The following is an 18,001-nucleotide window of genomic DNA, read 5'->3' on the forward strand; positions in this document are numbered from 1 at the left end:
CCTGCCACCTCCCCTTGGCCGCCACCACCCACCCAGCCTGTCCGGCGCTTGAGGGCGAGGCCGTCCAGGCAGATTTTCCCCGCCCACCCACCCCTACTTGCCCACCCACCCCAAGCCCGGCACCCTCCACCCAAAGCCCGGCATCACCCGTCCCAGCCCGGCACCCTCCACCCCGGGCCCGGCACCCTCCAGCCCAGGCCCGCACCCCCAGCCCGTCCGGCGTTTGAGGACGAGCGCGTTCAGCGCGACAGGCGGGGGTCTGGGGGCGGCAGCCCCCAGGGATGGGATGGGTAGGGGCGGCGGGGGCGAGGAAACATGCACGGGAATAAAACGGAGCCCCCCTCCTGTTCCGCCCCAGAGGACACCGCACGGCACCAAGGACAGCACCAGGAGGCCCCCACCGTGACCGCAGAAGCGACGCCAGACACGACGGCCGGCGTGACGTCAGACGCGACCGCAGACGAGATCCGAGGCACAAGCCAGGGCACCGCCCCAGCCCCCCTCTCCGTCCTCGACCTGGTCACAGTCGGCTCCGGCCACACCGCCACCCAGGCCCTCCAGACCAGCGTCGCCCTCTCCCGCCTCACAGAATCCCGCGGCTTCCACCGCTACTGGGTAGCCGAACACCACTCCATGCCCGGCGTAGCCTCCTCCTCGCCCGCCGTGATCCTCGCCCACCTGGCCGCCCACACCCACCGCATCCGCCTCGGCTCAGGCGGAGTCATGCTCCCCAACCACGCCCCCCTGGTCATCGCGGAACAGTTCGGCACCCTCGAAGCGATGGCCCCGAACCGCATCGACCTGGGCCTCGGCCGAGCCCCAGGCACGGACGGCGCCACAGCCGCAGCCCTCCGCCGCACGGACCGCCTCAACGAAGGCGCCGACGACTTCCCCCAGCAACTGGCCGAACTGACCCGCTTCCTGGACGACGACTTCCCCGACGGCCACCCCTACCGCCGCATCCACGCCATCCCGGGCCCGATCCAGTCGACGACACCCGGCGGAGTCCAGTCCCCCCACCGCCCGCCCATCTGGCTGCTCGGCTCCTCCGGCTTCAGCGCCCGCCTGGCCGGCGCCCTGGGCCTGCCCTTCGCCTTCGCGCACCACTTCTCCGCGCAGAACACCGTCCCGGCCCTGGACCTCTACCGGGAGTCCTTCCAGCCCTCCGAGGTCCTGGACGCCCCGTACGCCCTCATCGGCGTCTCCACCCTCGCCACCGACGACGAGAACGAGGCCCGCCGCCAGGTCCTCGCGATGGGCCTCAACATGGCCCGCCTACGCACCGGCCGCCCGGGCCTGTTCCCGACCCCGGAGGAGGCGGAGGCGTACGAATTCAGCCCGCTGGAACGGGAGTTCATCAACTCGTGGATGGCGAACATCATCCACGGCTCGGCGGACGAGGTCCGCACCGGCCTGGACGACCTCCAAAAGCGCACGGGAGCGGACGAGTTGATGCTGACGGCCCACGCCCACCGGGGAGACCTGCGCCTGCGCTCGTACGAACTGATCGCGGACGCGTACGGCCTGCCCGCAGCCTGACGAGAACCGTGAGGGAAGTGCGGTCGAGGCAGCCGTTTCAGCTGAGACAACCGTTGCAGCCGAAGCAGCCAAAGCAACCGCTGCAGCCGAAGCAACCGCTGTAGTTGTTGTAACCGCTGTAGTTGTTGCAACCGAAGCGGCTGCAGTGCAGCAGGGCCCAACTCACCCCTGCCGACAAGCACTTCCCCCCACCAGCACCGAGATCCGATCCGCCCCCACCGGCCGCGAGTACAACCACCCCTGCCCGGTGTCGCACCCGATCCGCCGCAACCGGGCAGCCTGCGCCGCCGTCTCCACGCACTCCGCGGTGACCGTCAGCCCCAGCCGGTGCGCGAGCTGGATCATCGCCTCGACGACGATCTCGTCGGCCGGGTTGGGCGCGACGCCCTCGCCCTCGTACATGAACCCCCGGACGAAGGACCCGTCCAGTTTCAGTACGGACACCGGGAGTCGGCTGAGGTAGGCGAGGTTCGAGTACCCGGTGCCGAAGTCGTCGATCGCGATGCCCACACCCATGTCGCTGAGCGCCTGGAGGGCTTGCAACGGCCGTCCGGCCGAGCCCATGACCGCCGACTCCGTCAGCTCCAGCTGCAACAGCCGCGCCGGCAGGCCGGTTTCCTCCAGGATCTCCGCCACGTCCGCCACCAGGTCCGAGTCCCAGACCTGGCGTACGGCGACGTTGACGCTCACGAAGATCGGTGGCTCGTCCGGGCGTTCGAGCTGCCAGCGCCGCGCCTGGCGGCAGGCCGTGGCCAGCACCCAGCGCCCCAGCTGCACGATCGAACCGTCCTCCTCGGCCAGCCCGATGAACCGGTTCGGCGTCAACGTGCCGAACTGCGGGTGGTGCCAGCGCACCAGCGCCTCCACCCCGTGCACCCGGCCGTCCGCCATGCCCACCAACGGCTGGTAGTCCAGGGCGAATTCACCCCGCTCGATGGCCGGCCGGAGCGTGGAGGACAGGGCCTGACGGGTCATGCGGTGGGCGTTGCGCTCCGGATCGAACAGCGTCCAGCGGGACTTGCCGTCGGCCTTCGCCCAGTACAGCGTCGTGTCCGCGACCTGCATCAGACCGGTCGGCGTCGTGCCCGCCGCATGCCGCTCCACGACACCGATGGACGCCGACACGGACACCCGCTGACCCGCGAGATCGAAGGGCAGCTGGAGCGCCTTCAGCACCGACTCGGCCAGATCCGCCAGTTGATCGGTGCCCGTCGAGTCCTCGACCAGCAGCGCGAACTCGTCGCCGCCCAGTCTCGCCACCAGCGGCGCGACGGCCCCGGGGTTCCCGCGGGCCAGCCCCGCCTCCTCCGCGCACCGCGTGAGGCGTTCGGCCACGGCGGCGAGCAGCCGGTCGCCGACCCGGTGGCCGAGCGTGTCGTTGACGGCCTTGAAGCCGTCGAGGTCCAGATAGCACAGGCCGATCCGGCCGGTCCCGCTCTGCTCGTACGACTCCGCCTCCAGCGCCGCCGACAGCCGCTCGAAGAACAACGCGCGGTTGGGCAGCCGGGTCACCGGATCGTGCATCTGCAAGTGCCGCAGCCGGGCCTGGAGTTCACGACGCGCGCTGATGTCCGCCAGGGACAGCAGCACACCCTTCTCGCCCTTCTCGCCTTGCTTTCCATTCACTCCCTCCGTCGGCAGCGGAGTGACCGTGACCTGGGCCCAGAGGGAGTGCCCGTCGGGGTGCTTGAGGCGGCGCGTGCAGCGCAGCCGGGCCTGTCGGCCGCGCAGGACCTCGCGGTACGCGTGCCATGCGCGGGTGTCCGACGCCAGGTCCACCAGCTCGGCGGCCGGCCGCCCGGCCAGCGCTTCCGGGGCGATGCCCAGCAGCGTGCCCAGCGACTCGTTGGCCCGCACGACCAGGCCCTCGCGGTTCACGACGGCCATCGCCAGCGGTGCCGCCGAGAACGCGGCACGCAGCAGGTTCGTATCGGACACGCCTGAGTTACTCTCTGTGACGGTTGGCCGGACGAGTTCTACCGCGGGCGCCGGCCCTTCGGACGTTCCGCTCACCGCTCGCTCCCGCAGTGCACTCGGTCTTCATATGGATCCCGTCGGGCGGCCGGCCGGGCGGCAAACCGCCGCCCTGGCCAGGTCCGTGCAGGAAAGTGTCAGGGAAGTGCCAGGAAAGTGTGCCGATCATAGAGGCTGGCCCCAAGCCCTTCCAGCCACTGTCCAGTGTCCATGAACGACCGCCGGTTCTGACAGATCGTTTCTGCCCGCCCCTGGACGGGTTCCTTCGCCCTCGATCGGTTGTGACGTTCCGTGAGTGTTTCGGGGTGTCGTTCCATTAAAGGTGAGGTCTCACGTGCTTGATAGCTTGCCCGGTCGACCGCCGGTCGACGCCCACTCACTCTTCCGGTGCAGACAAACAGGCATATAAACGCAAGATCACACAGGCTGGGTTGCGGTGTCCCCGAACCGTAACCGGAGGTCTGCGTGCCGCGTCAGCACCCCCTCAAGGGGCTCACCCGTGACGCCCTTACGGGACTAGGCCTGCGGCGGCTCAAGGGGCTCGAAGGCGACGGAGCGCACCCCCGGCTGCGCAGTACGGCCGCCGTACTCACCACCATGACGGCCCTCGCCGCCACCTCCCTCATCGCCGGCCCCTCGGTCGCCGAACCCTTCTCCGGCCGGCCCTGCGCCCTCCAGCGCACCGACGCCCACCACTCGGAGGGCCTGGACACCTGGAACGCGGCCTATCCACGCCCGTCCCGCGCCCTCGACGCCGTGATGGTGTTCCTCTCCTTCCCGGACGCGCCCCCGCGCACCACCCCCGCCGAACTGACGGCCGACCACTTCCCGGCCACCAGCGACTTCTTCGACCGTGCCTCGTACGGCCGCTTCACCCTCCGCCCGCACCCGCTCGGCCACTGGCTGCGGATGCCGAAACCGTCCACCGCGTACGCCATACAGCGGGACTGGAGCGCCGCCCACCGTGCCGCCTATCTGCGCGACGCGCTCGCCGCCGCCGACCGCGAGGTCGACTTCTCGCGCTACGACATCGTCTACTTCGTGGCCGACCCGGACGCGCCCGGCGTCGACTCGGACGCGACGAAGGTGGTCAACCTGGACGTCCCGCTGCGCGCCGACGGCACGGACATCCGCCGGGTGGTCACCGTCTTCGAGAAACACCCGCCGGACCGCCTGGTCCTCGCCCACGAGACGGGCCACGTCTTCGACCTGCCGGACCTCTACCACCGGCCCGTGGACGGCAAGGGCGACTGGGACACGTACGTCGGCGACTGGGACCTGATGGGCAGCCAGTTCGGCCTGGCGCCCGACCTGTTCGCCTGGCACAAGTGGAAACTCGGCTGGCTGGAACCACGCCAGGTGCTGTGCGTACGAGGGGGCGGCTCGACCCGGATGACCCTGGAATCCCTGGGCGCACATCCGCCGAGGACCGCGTACGCGAACGCGGGTGGCGAAGGAGGTACTGGAAGTACGGCAGGGGCGGGAGGTACGGCAGGTACGGGGTCGGGGGCGCCGGTGTTCGGCCAGGAGGACCGGGTGAAGCTGGCCGTCGTACGAACCGGGCCGGACCGGGCGCTCGCCTTCGAGGCACGCGGGACGACGGGCAACGACAGCGCGACCTGCACCCAGGGGGTACTTGTGTACCGGGTGCAGAGCGGTGCCGAGTCGGGCGGCGGCCCGGTCGAGGTGGTCGACGCCCATCCGCACACCGAGGCGTGCTGGGAGGACTCGGTCTACCCACCCCTCGCGGACGCACCCGTAGCCCTCGGCGAGACCTTCACGGTGCCCGGAGAGAACGTCCGCGTGGAGGTGGAGGGCCGTACGCCGACGGGTTCGTGGACGGTGGAGATCACGGCGGCGGACTGAGCCATGGGGCCGGAAGGGGCGCGAAAACGACGCCGACGGGTCTGTTTGGGCCGGCTCCGCCGCCCGACCGACAGGTACGCGGCCAAGGACTCGAACCCCGGACCCGCTGATGCTGCTTCTTCCGGGGGATAACCCCCGGACCCCCAGCCGACCCTGCCGCACCGCCGGCCATCCCCGTGCGCCGGAGCAGCTCGCCTCAACGCCGAAGGCCCTCCGCTTGCGCGGAGGGCCTTCGTTCGTCATGTGCGCCGCCAGGGACTCGAACCCCGGACCCGCTGATTAAGAGTCAGCTGCTCTAACCAACTGAGCTAGCGGCGCCTGCTGACGTCGTAGACCTTAGCACCCTGATCGGGGGGAGGAAAAATCGAAATCCGCACGCCACCGGAGACCGCGGCGCGGGCCGCGCGGACGGCTGCCCAGAGCAGGATTTCCGGTCCGGGAAGCCAGGGGCGACGGGTGTCGGGGGCGACGACCCACCGGGATTCGGGCCTGGGATCGGCCTCGGCACCGTTGTGCACGAGGGCAGGGACGGTCACGGCGTCGCCGCGCCCGTGACAGAGGAGTGGCGGGACGGAGTGCCGCCCAGGCCGCGAGTCCTCACCATCGCTGCCACCGACAACGTCACTGTCACCGTCGCTGCGGCCGGCGGAGCCCCACTCCTCCCACCGGAGGAGGGACGGCAGCCGCTGGGCGGTACCGAGCGCGGCGAAGAGGAGGATCCGCCCCCGGTAGGCCGCGACGGGCCCCGAGCCGGGGCCTTCGCCCCAAAGCCGGTCGAGCATTCTGCGCCCGAAGACGGCGGGCGCGTTGACGACGTCGAACGCGGTACCGCAGGCCAGGACGAGCGGGGCGGTGGGCTGCTCCGCCCAGAGCGAGAGCGTGCTGCGCGGATACGTTCCTGCGGAGGCAAGCCAGACGGCGCCGTCCGAGGTGACTCCCGATACGTCTGAGTAAGAGCTGCTCATGACGTCCAGATGTACCGGCAGTGACCACCCGCTCCCCGAGGGTTGCCGGAAACCGGGACAGGAGGGGGCGAGCTGGAGTACCTTGCCCTCCTGAATATGCCGCACGGACATTCGAGTCGGGGGAGGGCGGGGTCGGGCGGGCGCTGTACGGGGTCGGGCCGGCGTGGTCCGAGCGGGACTGGCGGTCGGGCGAGACCGACAGGGTCGGCGGGTCAGGCGGGATCGGCGGGTCGGTCCCTGTCGGACCGGACCGGACCGTCCCGAGCCGGGCCGCGGTAGGCCGGGGCTGCCCCAGCGAGACCGGGCCGGACTGGAGTGGACCGGTCCGGCCAGGGTCGGGCCAGGTCGGGCAACGGGGTCGGATCAGACCGGGTCGACGTGATCGCGCCCATGTCCGAGACCGGGACCGGGACCGGGGTCATGGCCGCCGCCCGTGCCCTCGCCGCCCCCACCACTCGCGTGCTCCCCACCGCCGCGCAGCAGCTCACGGCCGTACTCGACCATCTTCTTCGCGTAGTCCTCGGTCCATTCCGCGCGTTCCGCGATGTCGGCGGCGGTCAGGCGGTCGAAGCGGCGCGGGTCGGCGAGCTGGGCCGCCGCCATCGCCTGGTACTCGACCGCCCGGTCGGTCGCGGCGCGGAAGGCGTGCGTCAGCTCCGTGGCGCGGGTCAGCAGCGCCCGGGGGTCGTCGATCGACTCCAGGTCGAAGAAGTGTTCGGGATCGTCGGCCACCTGAGCGGGCTCGAAGAGCAGGGGCGCGGGGCGTAGCCGCGGTTCGTTGCGACGCGGCACAGGCTCCGCCATGTCTTCTCCTCCTCGTACGGTTCCACACCGTTCGTACGTACCGCGCACGCCCCGGGGCGCCTACGGCACACGGTCGACAGCCCGGCCGGTCGAGCCGGGCCACCGTCCATTGTCCCCCGCCCGCGCAAGTGGGCCCCGGGCTCACCCGACAGGGCACTTGAACTGCGACGACGGCCACCGGACGAGGCGCTGCCCGACGGGACGCGACAACACCGCATGGTGGCTTCCCATTCATCAGGGGCGGTATTCATCCGCCGCATTCGGCAACCGCATTCGGCGACCGCGTTGTCGACCGTCGGAGCGCACGTCATGGCCGCCAAGGCACCCGGTGCTCCGCGAGATGCGACAGCACCGCGTGGTTGGCCTCCCAGCCGTCCGGGAACTTCACCGTCACCCCCAGCTGGACCGGCTCCGTCGACGGATGGTCGTCCAGGAGGTCGGTCACACCCGCCCGGCACACCACCACGCACGCGTGCCGGTGTCTGGAGGCCAGGACGCACAGGCGGCCCGTCTCCAGGTGGAAGGCGGTGGCGTCGGGGCGGCCGGAGAGCGGGTGCAGGACGACCGTCACGTCGAACTCCCGTCCCTGGAGCCGGTTCGCCGTGTCGACGGTGACGTCCGAGACGCCCAGCTCGGCGAGAGCCGCCCGCACCGCCGCTGCCTGGTCCCGGTGCGCGGTGCCGACCGCGATCCGGTCGGCGGTCAGGGGCGTCGGCTCCGGCCCGCGCTCCGAGGTGGCCGCGCCGCCCCGGTCCAGCATGCGGCGTACGACCATGGCGACCGCGCGGACCGCCTCGGGGTCCGTACGAGGGGTGTGCCGGGCGGGGAGTTCCAGCAGGCCCCAGCCTGTTTCGGCGGCCTCGTCGAGCACCCGGTCGGGGCCCGAGCCGTCCGACGGGACCGCGAAGGCGAGCCGCCGGTCGCCGTGCCCGGTGCCGCTGCGGAACGGGGTGTACGGGTAGAACGCGGCCGAGACCAGCGGCGCCGCCGAGGCCGGGAGCCGCCAGGACACCGGCAGGCGGTGCTGGGGCAGCTCGGGGTTGTGCGCGAGCAGGGTCGTGACGGCGGAGGCCGACGGGTCGTACGACAGGCCCGCCCACTGCTCGGCGCCGACGATCGAGAAGGGGTCCAGCTGACCCGGGTCGCCCACGAACAGCGCCCGCTCGAACAGTCCCGCGACGGCGAGCAGCGCGTCCGAGCGCATCTGGTACGCCTCGTCCACGATCGCGTGCCGCCACGGCTCGTCGACCTTGACGTGGGCCCACTTGGCGGCGGTCGAGATCACCACGTCGAGCCCCGCCAGCTCGGCCGCCTTCGCGGACTTCCGTACGTTCGGCAGCTCGTCCAGCGCCTTGTCGTACGGGTCGGCGTCACTGCTGTGCAGCCGGCCCACCGGCAGCTCGGGATTCTTCTCCGCGAGCCGCACGACGAGGTCGTCGACCTGCGCGTTGGTCTGCGCGATGACCATCAACGGCCGCCCGGCCTCGGCCAGTTCGAGCGCCGCCCGGACGACGAGCGTCGACTTCCCGGCCCCGGGAGGCGAGTCGACGACGACTCCACGGTGGGTGCCATGCAGCGTGTCGCGAAGGATCGCGTCGGTGGCCCGCCCGGCGGCGACCCCGGGATCGAAGGCTGCCTGCGGGGTACGGGACGCGGTCACCGGGAGCCTTCCTCGGGGGTGGGTCGGAACTGAGGGGAGGGTTGGGCAGGGCGAGCGCCGATTACGGAACCGACCTCCCGCGCGCGGGAGAAGCCCCGAACGCCAACGCCGCCACCACGGGGGAGGGGCTGCCGAGCGCCGGGGCCGACAGCGCTCCTGCACGCAGGGGCGGCGGTCACCGGGACGTACGCATCGGCGCGGCGCCCGCGCTGCTCAGGGGTCGGGACACCTCGGCGGGTGTGGGCCGCGCTCGACGTGTCCGCCTTGGCGCCGGTACGAGGCCGTCGGGTGTCGTTGTCGGCAGCGCTCCTGCACGCGGGGGCGGCGGTCACCGGGACGTACGCGTCGGCGCGGCGCCCGCGTTGCTCGGCGGTCGGCATGAAACCTCGCCGGGTGTGGGCCGCGCTCGACGTGTCCGTCTTGGCGCCGGTACGAGGCCGTCGGGTGTCGCCGTTGTCGGCAGCGTTCCTGTGCGCGGGAGCGGCGGCTACCAGGACGTCCGCGTCGGCGCCGAGCCCGCGCCGCCCGCTGCCGGGCAAGGACGCGCCTCGCTGTGCGCCGGCGACCGCAGCCCTCCCACGCCAGCTGTCCACCTGGGCACCGCACCCAGTGACGACCGATCCGCCCCTCCACGAACCGGCGTTCACAGCACATCCTCCTCGGTCACCACGTCCGGCTCAGGCACTGTCGTTGCCGCCCCCTCGCCCGGAGGCCCGCCATGGGTCCACGGGGTCTGGTCCGCGTCGGGAAGCTTCGCGCCGCCCCGCTGCTCGTGCTCGAAGAGCGTGAAGCAGACCAGGTCCCCCTTCTCCGGCACCGACCCCGCCTCCGGCTCCTTGCCCCGGCCCATCTTGTCCACCACCCGGAGCACGATCAGCGCACTCTCCTCGCCCCCGGGGCCCTCCTCGTGACCCACGAACTCCGCCGCCTGCGGCTTGCCGCCCAGGGAGCGGTACACCTTGACCCGCTCCCCGAGCTGCGGGCGGTCGTCCGTGCGGACCGTGACCAGCGGGCGCGGGCTCGGGCGCTTGCCCTCGCTGTACGTCATGACGACGTCGATCACCTCGCCCGCGAACGCCTCCCCGGACAGCCGCCGCCCCGCCATCACCAGCGGGTCGTCCAGGGCCTCCTGGGCCTCCAGGCGGCCCTGTTCGCGCTCGCGCGTGGCCAGCTTGTTCGCCGCCGTCACCGCGTCGTCCCGGCGCGGCTGCGGGGGCTCGCCCGCGGTGACCCGGTCGCGGTGACCGGTGAACGACCAGCGGTCGCGCGTCCACCGGTCGACCGCGTGGGCGCCCTCCGGCATGGCCCGCAGCAGGTCGAGGCCGCGCCACACCGCGTCCCAGGTGGGCCGCGTACGGCTCTCGACGAGGGCGTACAACTCCCGCTCGGCCGCGCTGAGTTCACCCAGCCGGTCGTCCGCCGCCTCGCCGTCCTCGGCGGTGGCGTGCGCCGTCCGCGCGCGGTGGAAGCGCTCGATCGCGGGCGCCAGCAGCTTGTTGTCGAACGCCGGGTCCGTCGCCGGACCGGCCGGCGGGCACAGCAGCTGTCCCTTCGCGTCCCGCGCCAACTCCGCCCGCAGCGCCGCCTCGGCGCCCGACTCGCCCTCCGGCGGGTCGATCCAGGCGAGCAGCGCGCCCAGATGCTGGTCCTCAAGGGTGGACTGCCCGGTGGCCCAGTGCCGGGACAGCACGTCCGTCAGGGCCAGCAGCAGTGCGGAACCGGGGACCCGGGCCCGCTCCCCGTAGTGCGTGAACCAGCGGCCGAGCAACGGCACCCGGGGCGGGGCGGGATGCGGCGTCTCCGGGTCCTGTTCCGCCGTACGCCGGAACCGCATCGAACGCCCCAGCAGCCGTACGAAGTCGATGCCGGCGCGGCTCGGGACGATCAACTGGGGCGCGTCCGCGCACAGTTCGACCTCGACCTTGACCCGCTTGCCGGTCTCCGGGTCGGTCTCGTTGCGCTCGGCGGCCTCCACGGCGTCCGCGTAGGAGTCGATGAACGGCAGCACCACGTCCGCCAGTTCGGCCAGGAACGCGAACCGCAGGTCGCGGTCGCGCGGCTGCGGTACGACGAGCAGGCGCGGCGCGTCCCGGTCGTCGCCGACGAGCGCGCCCAGCGGGGCCCCGGCCTCACCGGCCGTCGTCAGCGGTACGAGGACCAGGGGCCGCTCGGAGAGATGGCGGTGCCGGACGGTGGCGGCGGGCTGGGCGCGGCCCGTGCTGACGGCTTCGAGACGGGCCAGGGTGGCGATCAGCGACATACGGCTCCCTCCGGGGCGGGCAGCTCGGGGGAGACCGCGGACCCGCTCGGGGTGCGCAGCGCCTCCGCGCGCAGGGCCGCCGCTCTGCGCAGCGCGGCCACCGTCGGGTCCGCCGGGTCGCCCGACCGGCCGTGGGCCGCCGCCAGGACGTCGTCGACGGTCGTCAGGGCGCCCAGGTCGGCCCGTACGGAACGGCCCAGGGACGTCACCGCGCCCCGCGCGCGGGAGCGGCCCCGGCAGTGGAAGGCCAGCTCGCACGCGGACAGGCACTCCGGCGCGTACTCCGCGGGCACCGACTCGACCGCCGCCGTCAGCTCTGCGGCGGGCAGGTCGGGGGCGAAGCAGGTGCCCTCGGGGAGGGTGTCGGCGATGTCCTCGATCCGGGTCAGCCGGGACAGCTGGCGGCCGGTCACCGCGCGCTGCTTGCGGACGTCGACCGCGGACGCCGCCGGGAGGTTGGAGAAGTCCTTGGGGCAGACCAGCAGCACGCGGTGGTTCACCGTCGGCGCCGGGGCGGTGCCGTCCAGGGTGAGCCGGGCGGCGACCTCCTCCAGCGCCAGCACGTACACCGCGGCCTGGCGGGCCGCCGCGCCCACCTTCGCCGGGTCCGCCGAACCGTCCAGCATCGGGAAGGACTTGATCTCCACGACCGTCCAGCTGCCGTCCGGGTGCACGACCACCGCGTCCGGCTCCAGGAAGGCCGGCGAGCCCGCGACATCGAGGGCGAGCATCGGATGGTCGAGGAGCACCCAGCCGCCCGTGCCGCCCTCGGTCCGCGCCAGATGGGCGTCCCGCAGGGCGAGCGCCGTGCGCGCCGTACGCCCCTCAGGGCCGCTCGCCGTGAGGTCGGGGACCTCGGACTCCGCCGGGGCGGCGGCACCCGGGTCCAGCTTCTCGTGCACCAGCCGGAGCAGCTCCGCGCCGCCGTCGGCCTTCACCCGCGCCTCGAAGGTGTTGCCGCGAGCCAGCGCGAACTGGGACTGCCCGAAGCCGGACGGCGAGCCCAGCGCGCTCGCCAGCGTCGCCTTGTTCACCCCCGCGCCGTCCAGGATCGCGCGCCGTTTGCACCCGGGGTTGGCGGCGAGGGCCGCCAGCGCACGCGCGTCCAGGGCCTTCGCCGGTACGTCGGGACCGCGCAGCTCAGCGAGCCGCTGCCGCAGCGCCGTCCCCGGCGTCCGCGGCGGCGGCACCAGGTTCGGGCCCTGGGCCCGGTCCTGCCCCTGGCCCGAGGACGGACTCGCGCTGCCTTGGAATTCGCTCACGCGGGGCAGTCTGGCATCCACCACTGACAATTGAGGTCTGTGCGCCCTGAGAGCCGGTTGAGCCGGGCCCGACCCGGGCCGTGATCCGCACCCTGAGCCACAGCTTCGCCCGGTCCGCGCTCCGCATGACGTACGGCGCGAGCAGCAGCCCGATCCCCATCACGGCGGCGCCCGCGACGGCGTCGAGGAGGTAGTGGTTGGCGGTGCCCATCACCACGATCGTGGTGATCAGCGGGTAGGCGACGCCCAGCACCTTGGTGGTGCGCGTACCGCCGTACCGCCACAGCATCACCCCGCACCACAGGGACCAGCCGACGTGCAGGCTCGGCATCGCCGCGTACTGGTTGGTCATGCCGCCGAGCCCCCGCGGGGCGCTGGCCTGGCCGCCCCACCAGCCGTACGAGCTGTACTGGGCCATCGTGTCCACGAAGCCGTGGCCGGGGTGCAGGAGGCGGGGCGGGCAGGTGGGCAGCAGGGTGAAGCCGATGAGGCCGATGAAGGTGGACGTCATCAGCCAGGTGCGGGCCGCGCGGTAGCGGACGGCGCGGGACCGGAAGAGCCAGATCAGGACAGCCGGGGTGACGAGGTAGTGCAGCGACGCGTACCAGAAGTCGGCGGGTATGCCGATCCAGGGTTCGCGGGTGAAGAGGCGGTTGAGCGGGTGCTCGGCGTTCAGCCAGAAGTCCTTCTCGAACCTGAGGATCGCCAGCCCGTGCTCGACGGCGGTCGACTCGTCGCCCCGCACGAGCAGCCGCCCGGCCGAATAGCACGCGTACACGAGCAGGATCAGGGGCAGCTCGGTCCACCAGCGGAGCCGGATGGGTGCGGCCGTCTTCGTGCGTGCGGTATCGGTCCGCGGCATCCGATCGTCTCTCCACTCTCTGTCCCCGTCGAGCTGCGCCTCCGGTCGTCGGTGGCCTGCGGTTCGTCCGATTTTACGGTGTAAGCGAACGCCTCGTAAGACGCCTCTGTCACACAGGACGCAAAGATCGACCCCCGGGTTGCCCCCGGACAGCGTGCGCGATGATGGAGGGGTTCCGCCTGGCTTTTCCGCCATTAGGTACCTCTGATTCGCTTCGTAGCCCCCTTTTAGTCAGCTTCTCTCCTCGTCCCTCACGTCGTCCGTCTCCCCCCGGAAGGGTTTCTCATGGCACCGCGCATCCTGCTGGCCCGGCACGGACAGACGGAGTGGTCCCTGTCCGGCAAGCACACCGGCAGGACCGACGTCCCCCTCCTGGAAGAGGGCCGGCGCGGCGCGAAACTGCTGGGCGAACGCCTGCACAGGGTGCCCTTCGACGGTCTCCCCGGGGTCGAGGTTCGGACGAGCCCGCTGGCACGCGCGCGCGAGACGTGCGAGACAGCGGGTTTCGGCGAGCGGGCGTCCACGTGGGACACGCTGATGGAATGGGACTACGGCACGTACGAGGGCATGACCCCGGCGGAGATCCAGGCGATCCGCCCCGGCTGGCTGATCTGGCGGGACGGGGTCCCCGGGGGCGAGTCCCTGGAGGCGGTCATCACGCGCGCGGACGAGGTGATCACATGGGCACGCTCCGCAGACCGAGACGTCCTGGTCTTCGCCCACGGCCACATCCTCCGCGCGATAGGCGCCCGCTGGCTGAACCTCCCCCTGGACTTCGCCGCCCGCATCCGCCTGAACCCGACATCCCTGTCGGTACTGGGCTGGGCATACGGCGCCCCAGCGATCGAGAGCTGGAACGACGTGGGCCACCTGTCAGCCTGAGCGGAGAGGGCCGGGGGGGCCTTTCAGGGGCGCGAGGAACGGCGCGACAAGCCCCCACCGGCCTCGCACCCGGAGGGGGTTTTAGGGGCGCGAGGAACTGCGCGCTCAGCCCTCACTCACCCGCACCCGAACGACAATCCCCAGCCGATGCCTTTAAGGGGCGCGAGGAACTGCGCGACCAGCCCCCACCCACCCGCACCCGCACCCGAACCCGCACTCGAACAACTCACGCACTCCGCGGCAACCCCGCATGCCGCTCCAAAAACGCCGACACCCCCGAAGCCCGCCGGTGAGGCAACAGCACACGAGCCGTCGCCGCCAGCATCGTCTGAATCCGAGACGACTGGACCTCGTCCAACAGATCCAACACCCGCATCCCCGCCGCCGCAGCCTCATCCGGATGACCGCCGCGCGCCAGATCATCCGTCAACTCAGCCGTGTACAACGCGATGTTCCGCGTGAAGTGCGGATTCTGCAGATGCGCCGCACGCCGCGCGTGCCGGGCAGCCCGAGGCCAGTCGCCCAGTGTCGACCAGCACTGCGCCTCAAGCCCCTCCAACTCGGCCTCGCCGTAGAAACTCATCCACTCGGGGTCGGCCTCCGAAGGCCCCCGCTCGTACAGCCCCTGCGCCCGCGCCAGCGCCTGCTCGCAGCCCGCCCGGTCCGCGAGCCCCGCCCAGCCCCCCGCCTCCCGCAACGCGAGCAGCGACATCAGTCGCGGCGAGCCCAGCGGCCGGGCCACCCGCTGCGCGGCCTGCGCCGCTCTCACCGCCTCGCGCGGACGCCCCGCGTCGCGCGCGAGGAACGCCGTGTTGCAGAAGGCGTGCGCCTCAAGGGCCGCGTCCCCGGCCACCCGGGCCGTCGCCAGCGCCTCCGCGTAGTGCGAGCGCGCGTCGTCGAAGCGGCCCGAGTCATGGGCCAGCCAGCCGACGGAGATGGCGAGTTCACCGGCGCCCGCGTGCAGCCGGTCGGCGGTGGCCTGCCGTACCGCGCCCGCGTCGAGCAGCTCGTAGGCGGCCCGCAGCGGAGCCGCCGCGCGCCGGTAGAGACCGTCGGCGCCGTGCCGGTCGTCGAGCAGTCTGATGCGGCGTACGGCCTCCTCCAGGGCGCCCGCCTCACCTGCGCCGACGCGGCGCATGGGACGGCCCGTGGCCGAGGCCTCGTACGCGAGCCCGAAGGGGCTCAGGGAGGCGGCTGCCACAGTGGCACCGCCCGCCATGAATGCGCGACGCAGCACGTCGCTCTCCTCGTAGTTGTCGTGCGTTTGGTACGGGTCCCGCGTGTTCTGCGTGTCGTGCGTGTCCTGCATCTCATACGGCTCGCACGCCCCCGGCGTCTCAGCGGCGGCGGACGCCGGGAGCGCGAGGTGCGTAGCGGGCGCGTCCCCCGTATCGCGCGCTCCACGCCCGCGTACCGACGCGCGGGGCGCGAACCCCAGGTCGGCCAGTGTCCGGCCGGGGAACATGTGCAGGAACACCCGTTCGTACGCGTAGTTGGGACAGCGGATCTCGCCCGCCTCGACGCGACCGATGTAACGCGCGTCACAGCTGACCCGCTCCTCGATCTCGCGGGCGGCCCGCCGTACCGCCGCGGCGAACTCGCCCGGAGAGCGCTGTGCGCGCAACTGCCGAAAGGCGAGGTTCGGCCGTGGCGGCCGGGGGGACTGCGACGAGGTCACCGTTGACGACGTCATGGCCGGGCCCTCTCTGCGAACCGTCGAACCGTGCCGGATTCCTGACGAGTTGGAACAGTTATCCATCGGACGCCCTGTTTCCGGCGGGCATGAACGTACCCGCTGTGCACGACCCACCACGCGGGGTTTGGCTACAAACCGGATATCTCATCCACGATCTGCCATGAACTGCCATCCTTTGCGGCGGTCTTGTGCCGTAGCCGTTGACGTTCTGGCGCGTTGAACCTGACGGACCGGGAGCCGCCCGAACTCCCGACCCGCTCGTTGTAGGAGGGGTTCCGTGGTGGAGGCCGGGATGGAGATCAGTCAGAGCACCGATTCCTGTACGCCGTTCAGAACGCGTACATCACCTGTGCTGCCCAACTGCGATCTGGTGACGGTCCCGGCACGACAGGGGCTCGAAGCGGTCGACATCCTGCGCAGGGGCGCGGGGGACGCCGTCGGACCCGTACTGCACGACGACGGCTGCGACACCCTCGGTTTCCTGGTCCCGCCGGGCACCGCCGCCGCCTGGGACGTCCCCGGCAGCACCTGCACGGAGACCAATGGGCGCGGCCTGAGCCTCGTAGCCCCCGATCCCGAACCCCTGGTCGAGGGCTCGGACTGGCTGCTGCCGCCCGGCGAGGCGGACCTGGCCACCGACCCCGCGGTGCTCCGCGCGGCCCTCGGCGAGGCGGCCCGGCTCATCGAGGCCGCCGACAACCGCCACTGACCCCGCTGCTCCCGGCGGCCCCGACGATGGGGCCGATAATGGGGGAATGGGAAAGTCCAGAAACGCGCGGCGCGGACAGCCGGCCGCCGAGGCCGTCGTCGAGACGGTCGACGGCGGGCTCGCCGAGCTGATCCCCGACCGGGACCGGGCACGCGCGTGGACACTGCTCCTCGACGGCGCCCCGCAGTCCCATGTCGACCTCGACGACCCGGCGTACCTCTCCTTCGAGTACCAGCGCCGCCTCGGACATGTGATCGACCTCGTCGCCCCGCCCGGCAAGCCCGTCCAGGTCGTGCACCTCGGCGGCGGCGCCCTCACCCTCGCCAGGTACGTCGCCGCGACCCGCCCCCGGTCCACCCAGCAGGCCGTCGAACGGGACGCGGCCCTCGTCCGACTGGTCCGCCGCGAGCTGCCGTTGGACCCGAACGCCCGTATCCGGGTGCGCTCGACCGACGCCCGCGAAGGCCTCGCCAAGGTCCCCGACGGCTGGGCCGACCTCGTCATCGCGGACGTGTTCGGCGGGGCCCGCACCCCGGCCCATCTGACGTCGGTCGAGTTCCTGACGGACGTACGCAGGGTCGTGAACGACGCCGGCTGCTACGCCGCGAACCTCGCCGACGGGCCGCCGCTCGCCCACCTGCGCGGCCAGATCGCCACCGCGGGGGCCGTCTTCCCCGAGCTGGCCCTGATCGCCGACCCGACCGTGCTGCGAGGGAAACGGTTCGGCAACGCGGTGCTCGTCGCCTCCGCGCACCCTCTGCCCATCGCCGAGCTGACCCGCCGCGCCGCCTCCGACCCGCACCCCGCCCGCCTCGAACACGGCCGCGCCCTCACCGACTTCACCGGCGGCGCCGTACCGGTCACGGACGCGTCGGCCGTCGCCTCACCGGCACCACCACCGTCGGTGTTCCGCTGACCGCCCGAACCACCACGCTGCAGGTTCAGCAGGCTCAGCAGGTTCAGTAGGTGAGGACCTGCACCTTCGGCGGGCCGTCGTGCCAGGTGCAGAACACCGACACCCGGTCCGCGCCCGCGCTGAACTCCACCCGGATCCACGTCTCCGTCTTGAACACCTGCATCGACCAACCCGCCCCCGGCGTCGCGGAGACGAGCGTCGCGTAGTCCGAGGCGAGATCGAAGACCGCCCGCCCGCCGTCGGTGTCGTAAGCCTTCACCGTGGACGGGGTCTTGGAAGCGGTCGGGGCCGGGGAGGGAGAGGAGGACGGAGTCGAATCCGGCGTGGGCGTCGGGGTCGGGGCGGGGGTCGGGCTCACCGCCGTGGGCGTCGGACTCGGTGTCGGCTTCTGGGCCGCCGCCGCCGACTCCCGCACGACCGACTTCTGCTGAGCCGCGTCGGCCGCCGTGATCGGCAGCGCACGGGGCGGGTCGTACGCCGTCCCGGCCATCACCGTGTGCACACCCCACCACGTCATCGTGGCCGCCGCGCCCGTGGCCAGCGTCCACGCGAGAAGGTGTACGAGTCCTCTGCGCATCGCCGGTCATACTGCCTCACCCGCCCCAC

The 18,001-nt window shown here is 72.3% G+C and carries 13 protein-coding genes, 1 tRNA gene and 1 pseudogene; 5 read left to right on the top strand and 10 right to left on the bottom strand.

Translation table 11 applies throughout. The annotated features are described in order from the left end of the window. The first annotated feature begins 402 nt into the window (after positions 1 to 402). Positions 403 to 1,539: an LLM class flavin-dependent oxidoreductase gene (locus tag CW359_RS42555; RefSeq protein WP_408647586.1), complete on the top strand. Its 1,137-nt coding sequence runs from the start codon at positions 403 to 405 to the stop codon at positions 1,537 to 1,539. A 162-nt stretch (positions 1,540 to 1,701) separates the two neighbouring features. Here the strand turns inward: CW359_RS42555 and CW359_RS42560 are convergent, their stop codons facing one another. Continuing rightward, positions 1,702 to 3,552, bottom strand: coding sequence for a putative bifunctional diguanylate cyclase/phosphodiesterase (locus tag CW359_RS42560; RefSeq protein WP_105975630.1), 1,851 nt, complete (start codon positions 3,550 to 3,552; stop codon positions 1,702 to 1,704). 426 nt (positions 3,553 to 3,978) lie between these two features. On the opposite strand from CW359_RS42560, the gene CW359_RS42565 reads away from it, so the two are divergent. After that, a complete protein-coding gene (locus CW359_RS42565) occupies positions 3,979 to 5,379 on the top strand; it encodes a M6 family metalloprotease domain-containing protein (protein WP_105975631.1) in 1,401 nt (466 codons plus the stop codon). A gap of 244 nt (positions 5,380 to 5,623) precedes the next feature. On the opposite strand, the gene CW359_RS42570 is transcribed toward CW359_RS42565, so the two are convergent. The 7 genes and pseudogenes from CW359_RS42570 to CW359_RS42600 form a co-directional block, all read right to left on the bottom strand. After that, a tRNA-Lys gene (locus CW359_RS42570) sits at positions 5,624 to 5,697 on the bottom strand. Next, positions 5,688 to 6,344, bottom strand: coding sequence for a hypothetical protein (locus tag CW359_RS42575; protein ID WP_105975632.1), 657 nt, complete (start codon positions 6,342 to 6,344; stop codon positions 5,688 to 5,690). Before CW359_RS42575 ends, CW359_RS42570 begins: the two co-directional genes overlap by 10 nt. A 471-nt stretch (positions 6,345 to 6,815) precedes the next feature. Continuing rightward, a pseudogene (locus CW359_RS42580) lies at positions 6,816 to 7,148 on the bottom strand (hypothetical protein); the annotation flags it as partial. A gap of 307 nt (positions 7,149 to 7,455) precedes the next feature. After that, positions 7,456 to 8,808 (bottom strand): AAA domain-containing protein, encoded by a 1,353-nt coding sequence (locus tag CW359_RS42585; protein WP_105975633.1) that lies wholly within the window; start codon positions 8,806 to 8,808, stop codon positions 7,456 to 7,458. Between the two features lie 643 nt (positions 8,809 to 9,451). Further along, complete coding sequence (locus CW359_RS42590; protein ID WP_105975634.1) at positions 9,452 to 11,068, bottom strand: hypothetical protein; 1,617 nt, start codon at positions 11,066 to 11,068, stop codon at positions 9,452 to 9,454. Further along, positions 11,059 to 12,258, bottom strand: a complete 1,200-nt coding sequence (locus tag CW359_RS42595; protein ID WP_105975635.1) for a hypothetical protein — start codon at positions 12,256 to 12,258, stop codon at positions 11,059 to 11,061. Before CW359_RS42595 ends, CW359_RS42590 begins: the two co-directional genes overlap by 10 nt. Then, positions 12,209 to 13,192: a phosphatase PAP2 family protein gene (locus tag CW359_RS42600; RefSeq protein WP_105975636.1), complete on the bottom strand. Its 984-nt coding sequence runs from the start codon at positions 13,190 to 13,192 to the stop codon at positions 12,209 to 12,211. The genes CW359_RS42595 and CW359_RS42600 overlap by 50 nt, the downstream gene beginning before the upstream one ends. A gap of 285 nt (positions 13,193 to 13,477) precedes the next feature. Here CW359_RS42600 and CW359_RS42605 point away from each other — a divergent pair, with 285 nt between their 5' ends. Further along, entirely contained in the window at positions 13,478 to 14,074 is a 597-nt protein-coding gene (locus tag CW359_RS42605) for a histidine phosphatase family protein (RefSeq protein ID WP_105975637.1), read from the top strand. Positions 14,075 to 14,300: 226 nt separating this feature from the next. Here CW359_RS42605 and CW359_RS42610 read toward each other — a convergent pair whose 3' ends face one another. Further along, positions 14,301 to 15,767 (bottom strand): NsdA family TPR-like regulatory protein, encoded by a 1,467-nt coding sequence (locus tag CW359_RS42610; RefSeq protein ID WP_105975638.1) that lies wholly within the window; start codon positions 15,765 to 15,767, stop codon positions 14,301 to 14,303. A gap of 295 nt (positions 15,768 to 16,062) precedes the next feature. Between CW359_RS42610 and CW359_RS42615 the strand changes: the two genes are divergently transcribed. Both CW359_RS42615 and CW359_RS42620 read left to right on the top strand, forming a co-directional pair. Then, positions 16,063 to 16,479, top strand: a complete 417-nt coding sequence (locus CW359_RS42615) for a hypothetical protein (RefSeq protein WP_232838847.1) — start codon at positions 16,063 to 16,065, stop codon at positions 16,477 to 16,479. 46 nt (positions 16,480 to 16,525) lie between these two features. After that, positions 16,526 to 17,395, top strand: a complete 870-nt coding sequence (locus CW359_RS42620) for a spermidine synthase (protein ID WP_105975640.1) — start codon at positions 16,526 to 16,528, stop codon at positions 17,393 to 17,395. Positions 17,396 to 17,438: 43 nt separating this feature from the next. Here CW359_RS42620 and CW359_RS42625 read toward each other — a convergent pair whose 3' ends face one another. Next, positions 17,439 to 17,972, bottom strand: a complete 534-nt coding sequence (locus CW359_RS42625; protein WP_105975641.1) for a hypothetical protein — start codon at positions 17,970 to 17,972, stop codon at positions 17,439 to 17,441. Positions 17,973 to 18,001 lie beyond the last annotated feature (29 nt).

It is taken from the genome of Streptomyces geranii (genome assembly GCF_002954775.1).
GTDB classification, from domain to species: Bacteria; Actinomycetota; Actinomycetes; order Streptomycetales; family Streptomycetaceae; genus Streptomyces; species Streptomyces geranii.

What these genes read in the sequence shown, in the direction of transcription:
- CW359_RS42620 (WP_105975640.1), top strand. Translation starts at nt 16,526, where the DNA reads ATGGGAAAGTCCAGAAACGCGCGGCGCGGACAGCCGGCCGCCGAGGCC.
- CW359_RS42575 (WP_105975632.1), bottom strand. Translation starts at nt 6,344, where the DNA reads ATGAGCAGCTCTTACTCAGACGTATCGGGAGTCACCTCGGACGGCGCC.
- CW359_RS42605 (WP_105975637.1), top strand. Translation starts at nt 13,478, where the DNA reads ATGGCACCGCGCATCCTGCTGGCCCGGCACGGACAGACGGAGTGGTCC.
- CW359_RS42615 (WP_232838847.1), top strand. Translation starts at nt 16,063, where the DNA reads ATGGAGATCAGTCAGAGCACCGATTCCTGTACGCCGTTCAGAACGCGT.
- CW359_RS42600 (WP_105975636.1), bottom strand. Translation starts at nt 13,192, where the DNA reads ATGCCGCGGACCGATACCGCACGCACGAAGACGGCCGCACCCATCCGG.
- CW359_RS42625 (WP_105975641.1), bottom strand. Translation starts at nt 17,972, where the DNA reads ATGCGCAGAGGACTCGTACACCTTCTCGCGTGGACGCTGGCCACGGGC.
- CW359_RS42610 (WP_105975638.1), bottom strand. Translation starts at nt 15,767, where the DNA reads ATGACGTCGTCAACGGTGACCTCGTCGCAGTCCCCCCGGCCGCCACGG.
- CW359_RS42590 (WP_105975634.1), bottom strand. Translation starts at nt 11,068, where the DNA reads ATGTCGCTGATCGCCACCCTGGCCCGTCTCGAAGCCGTCAGCACGGGC.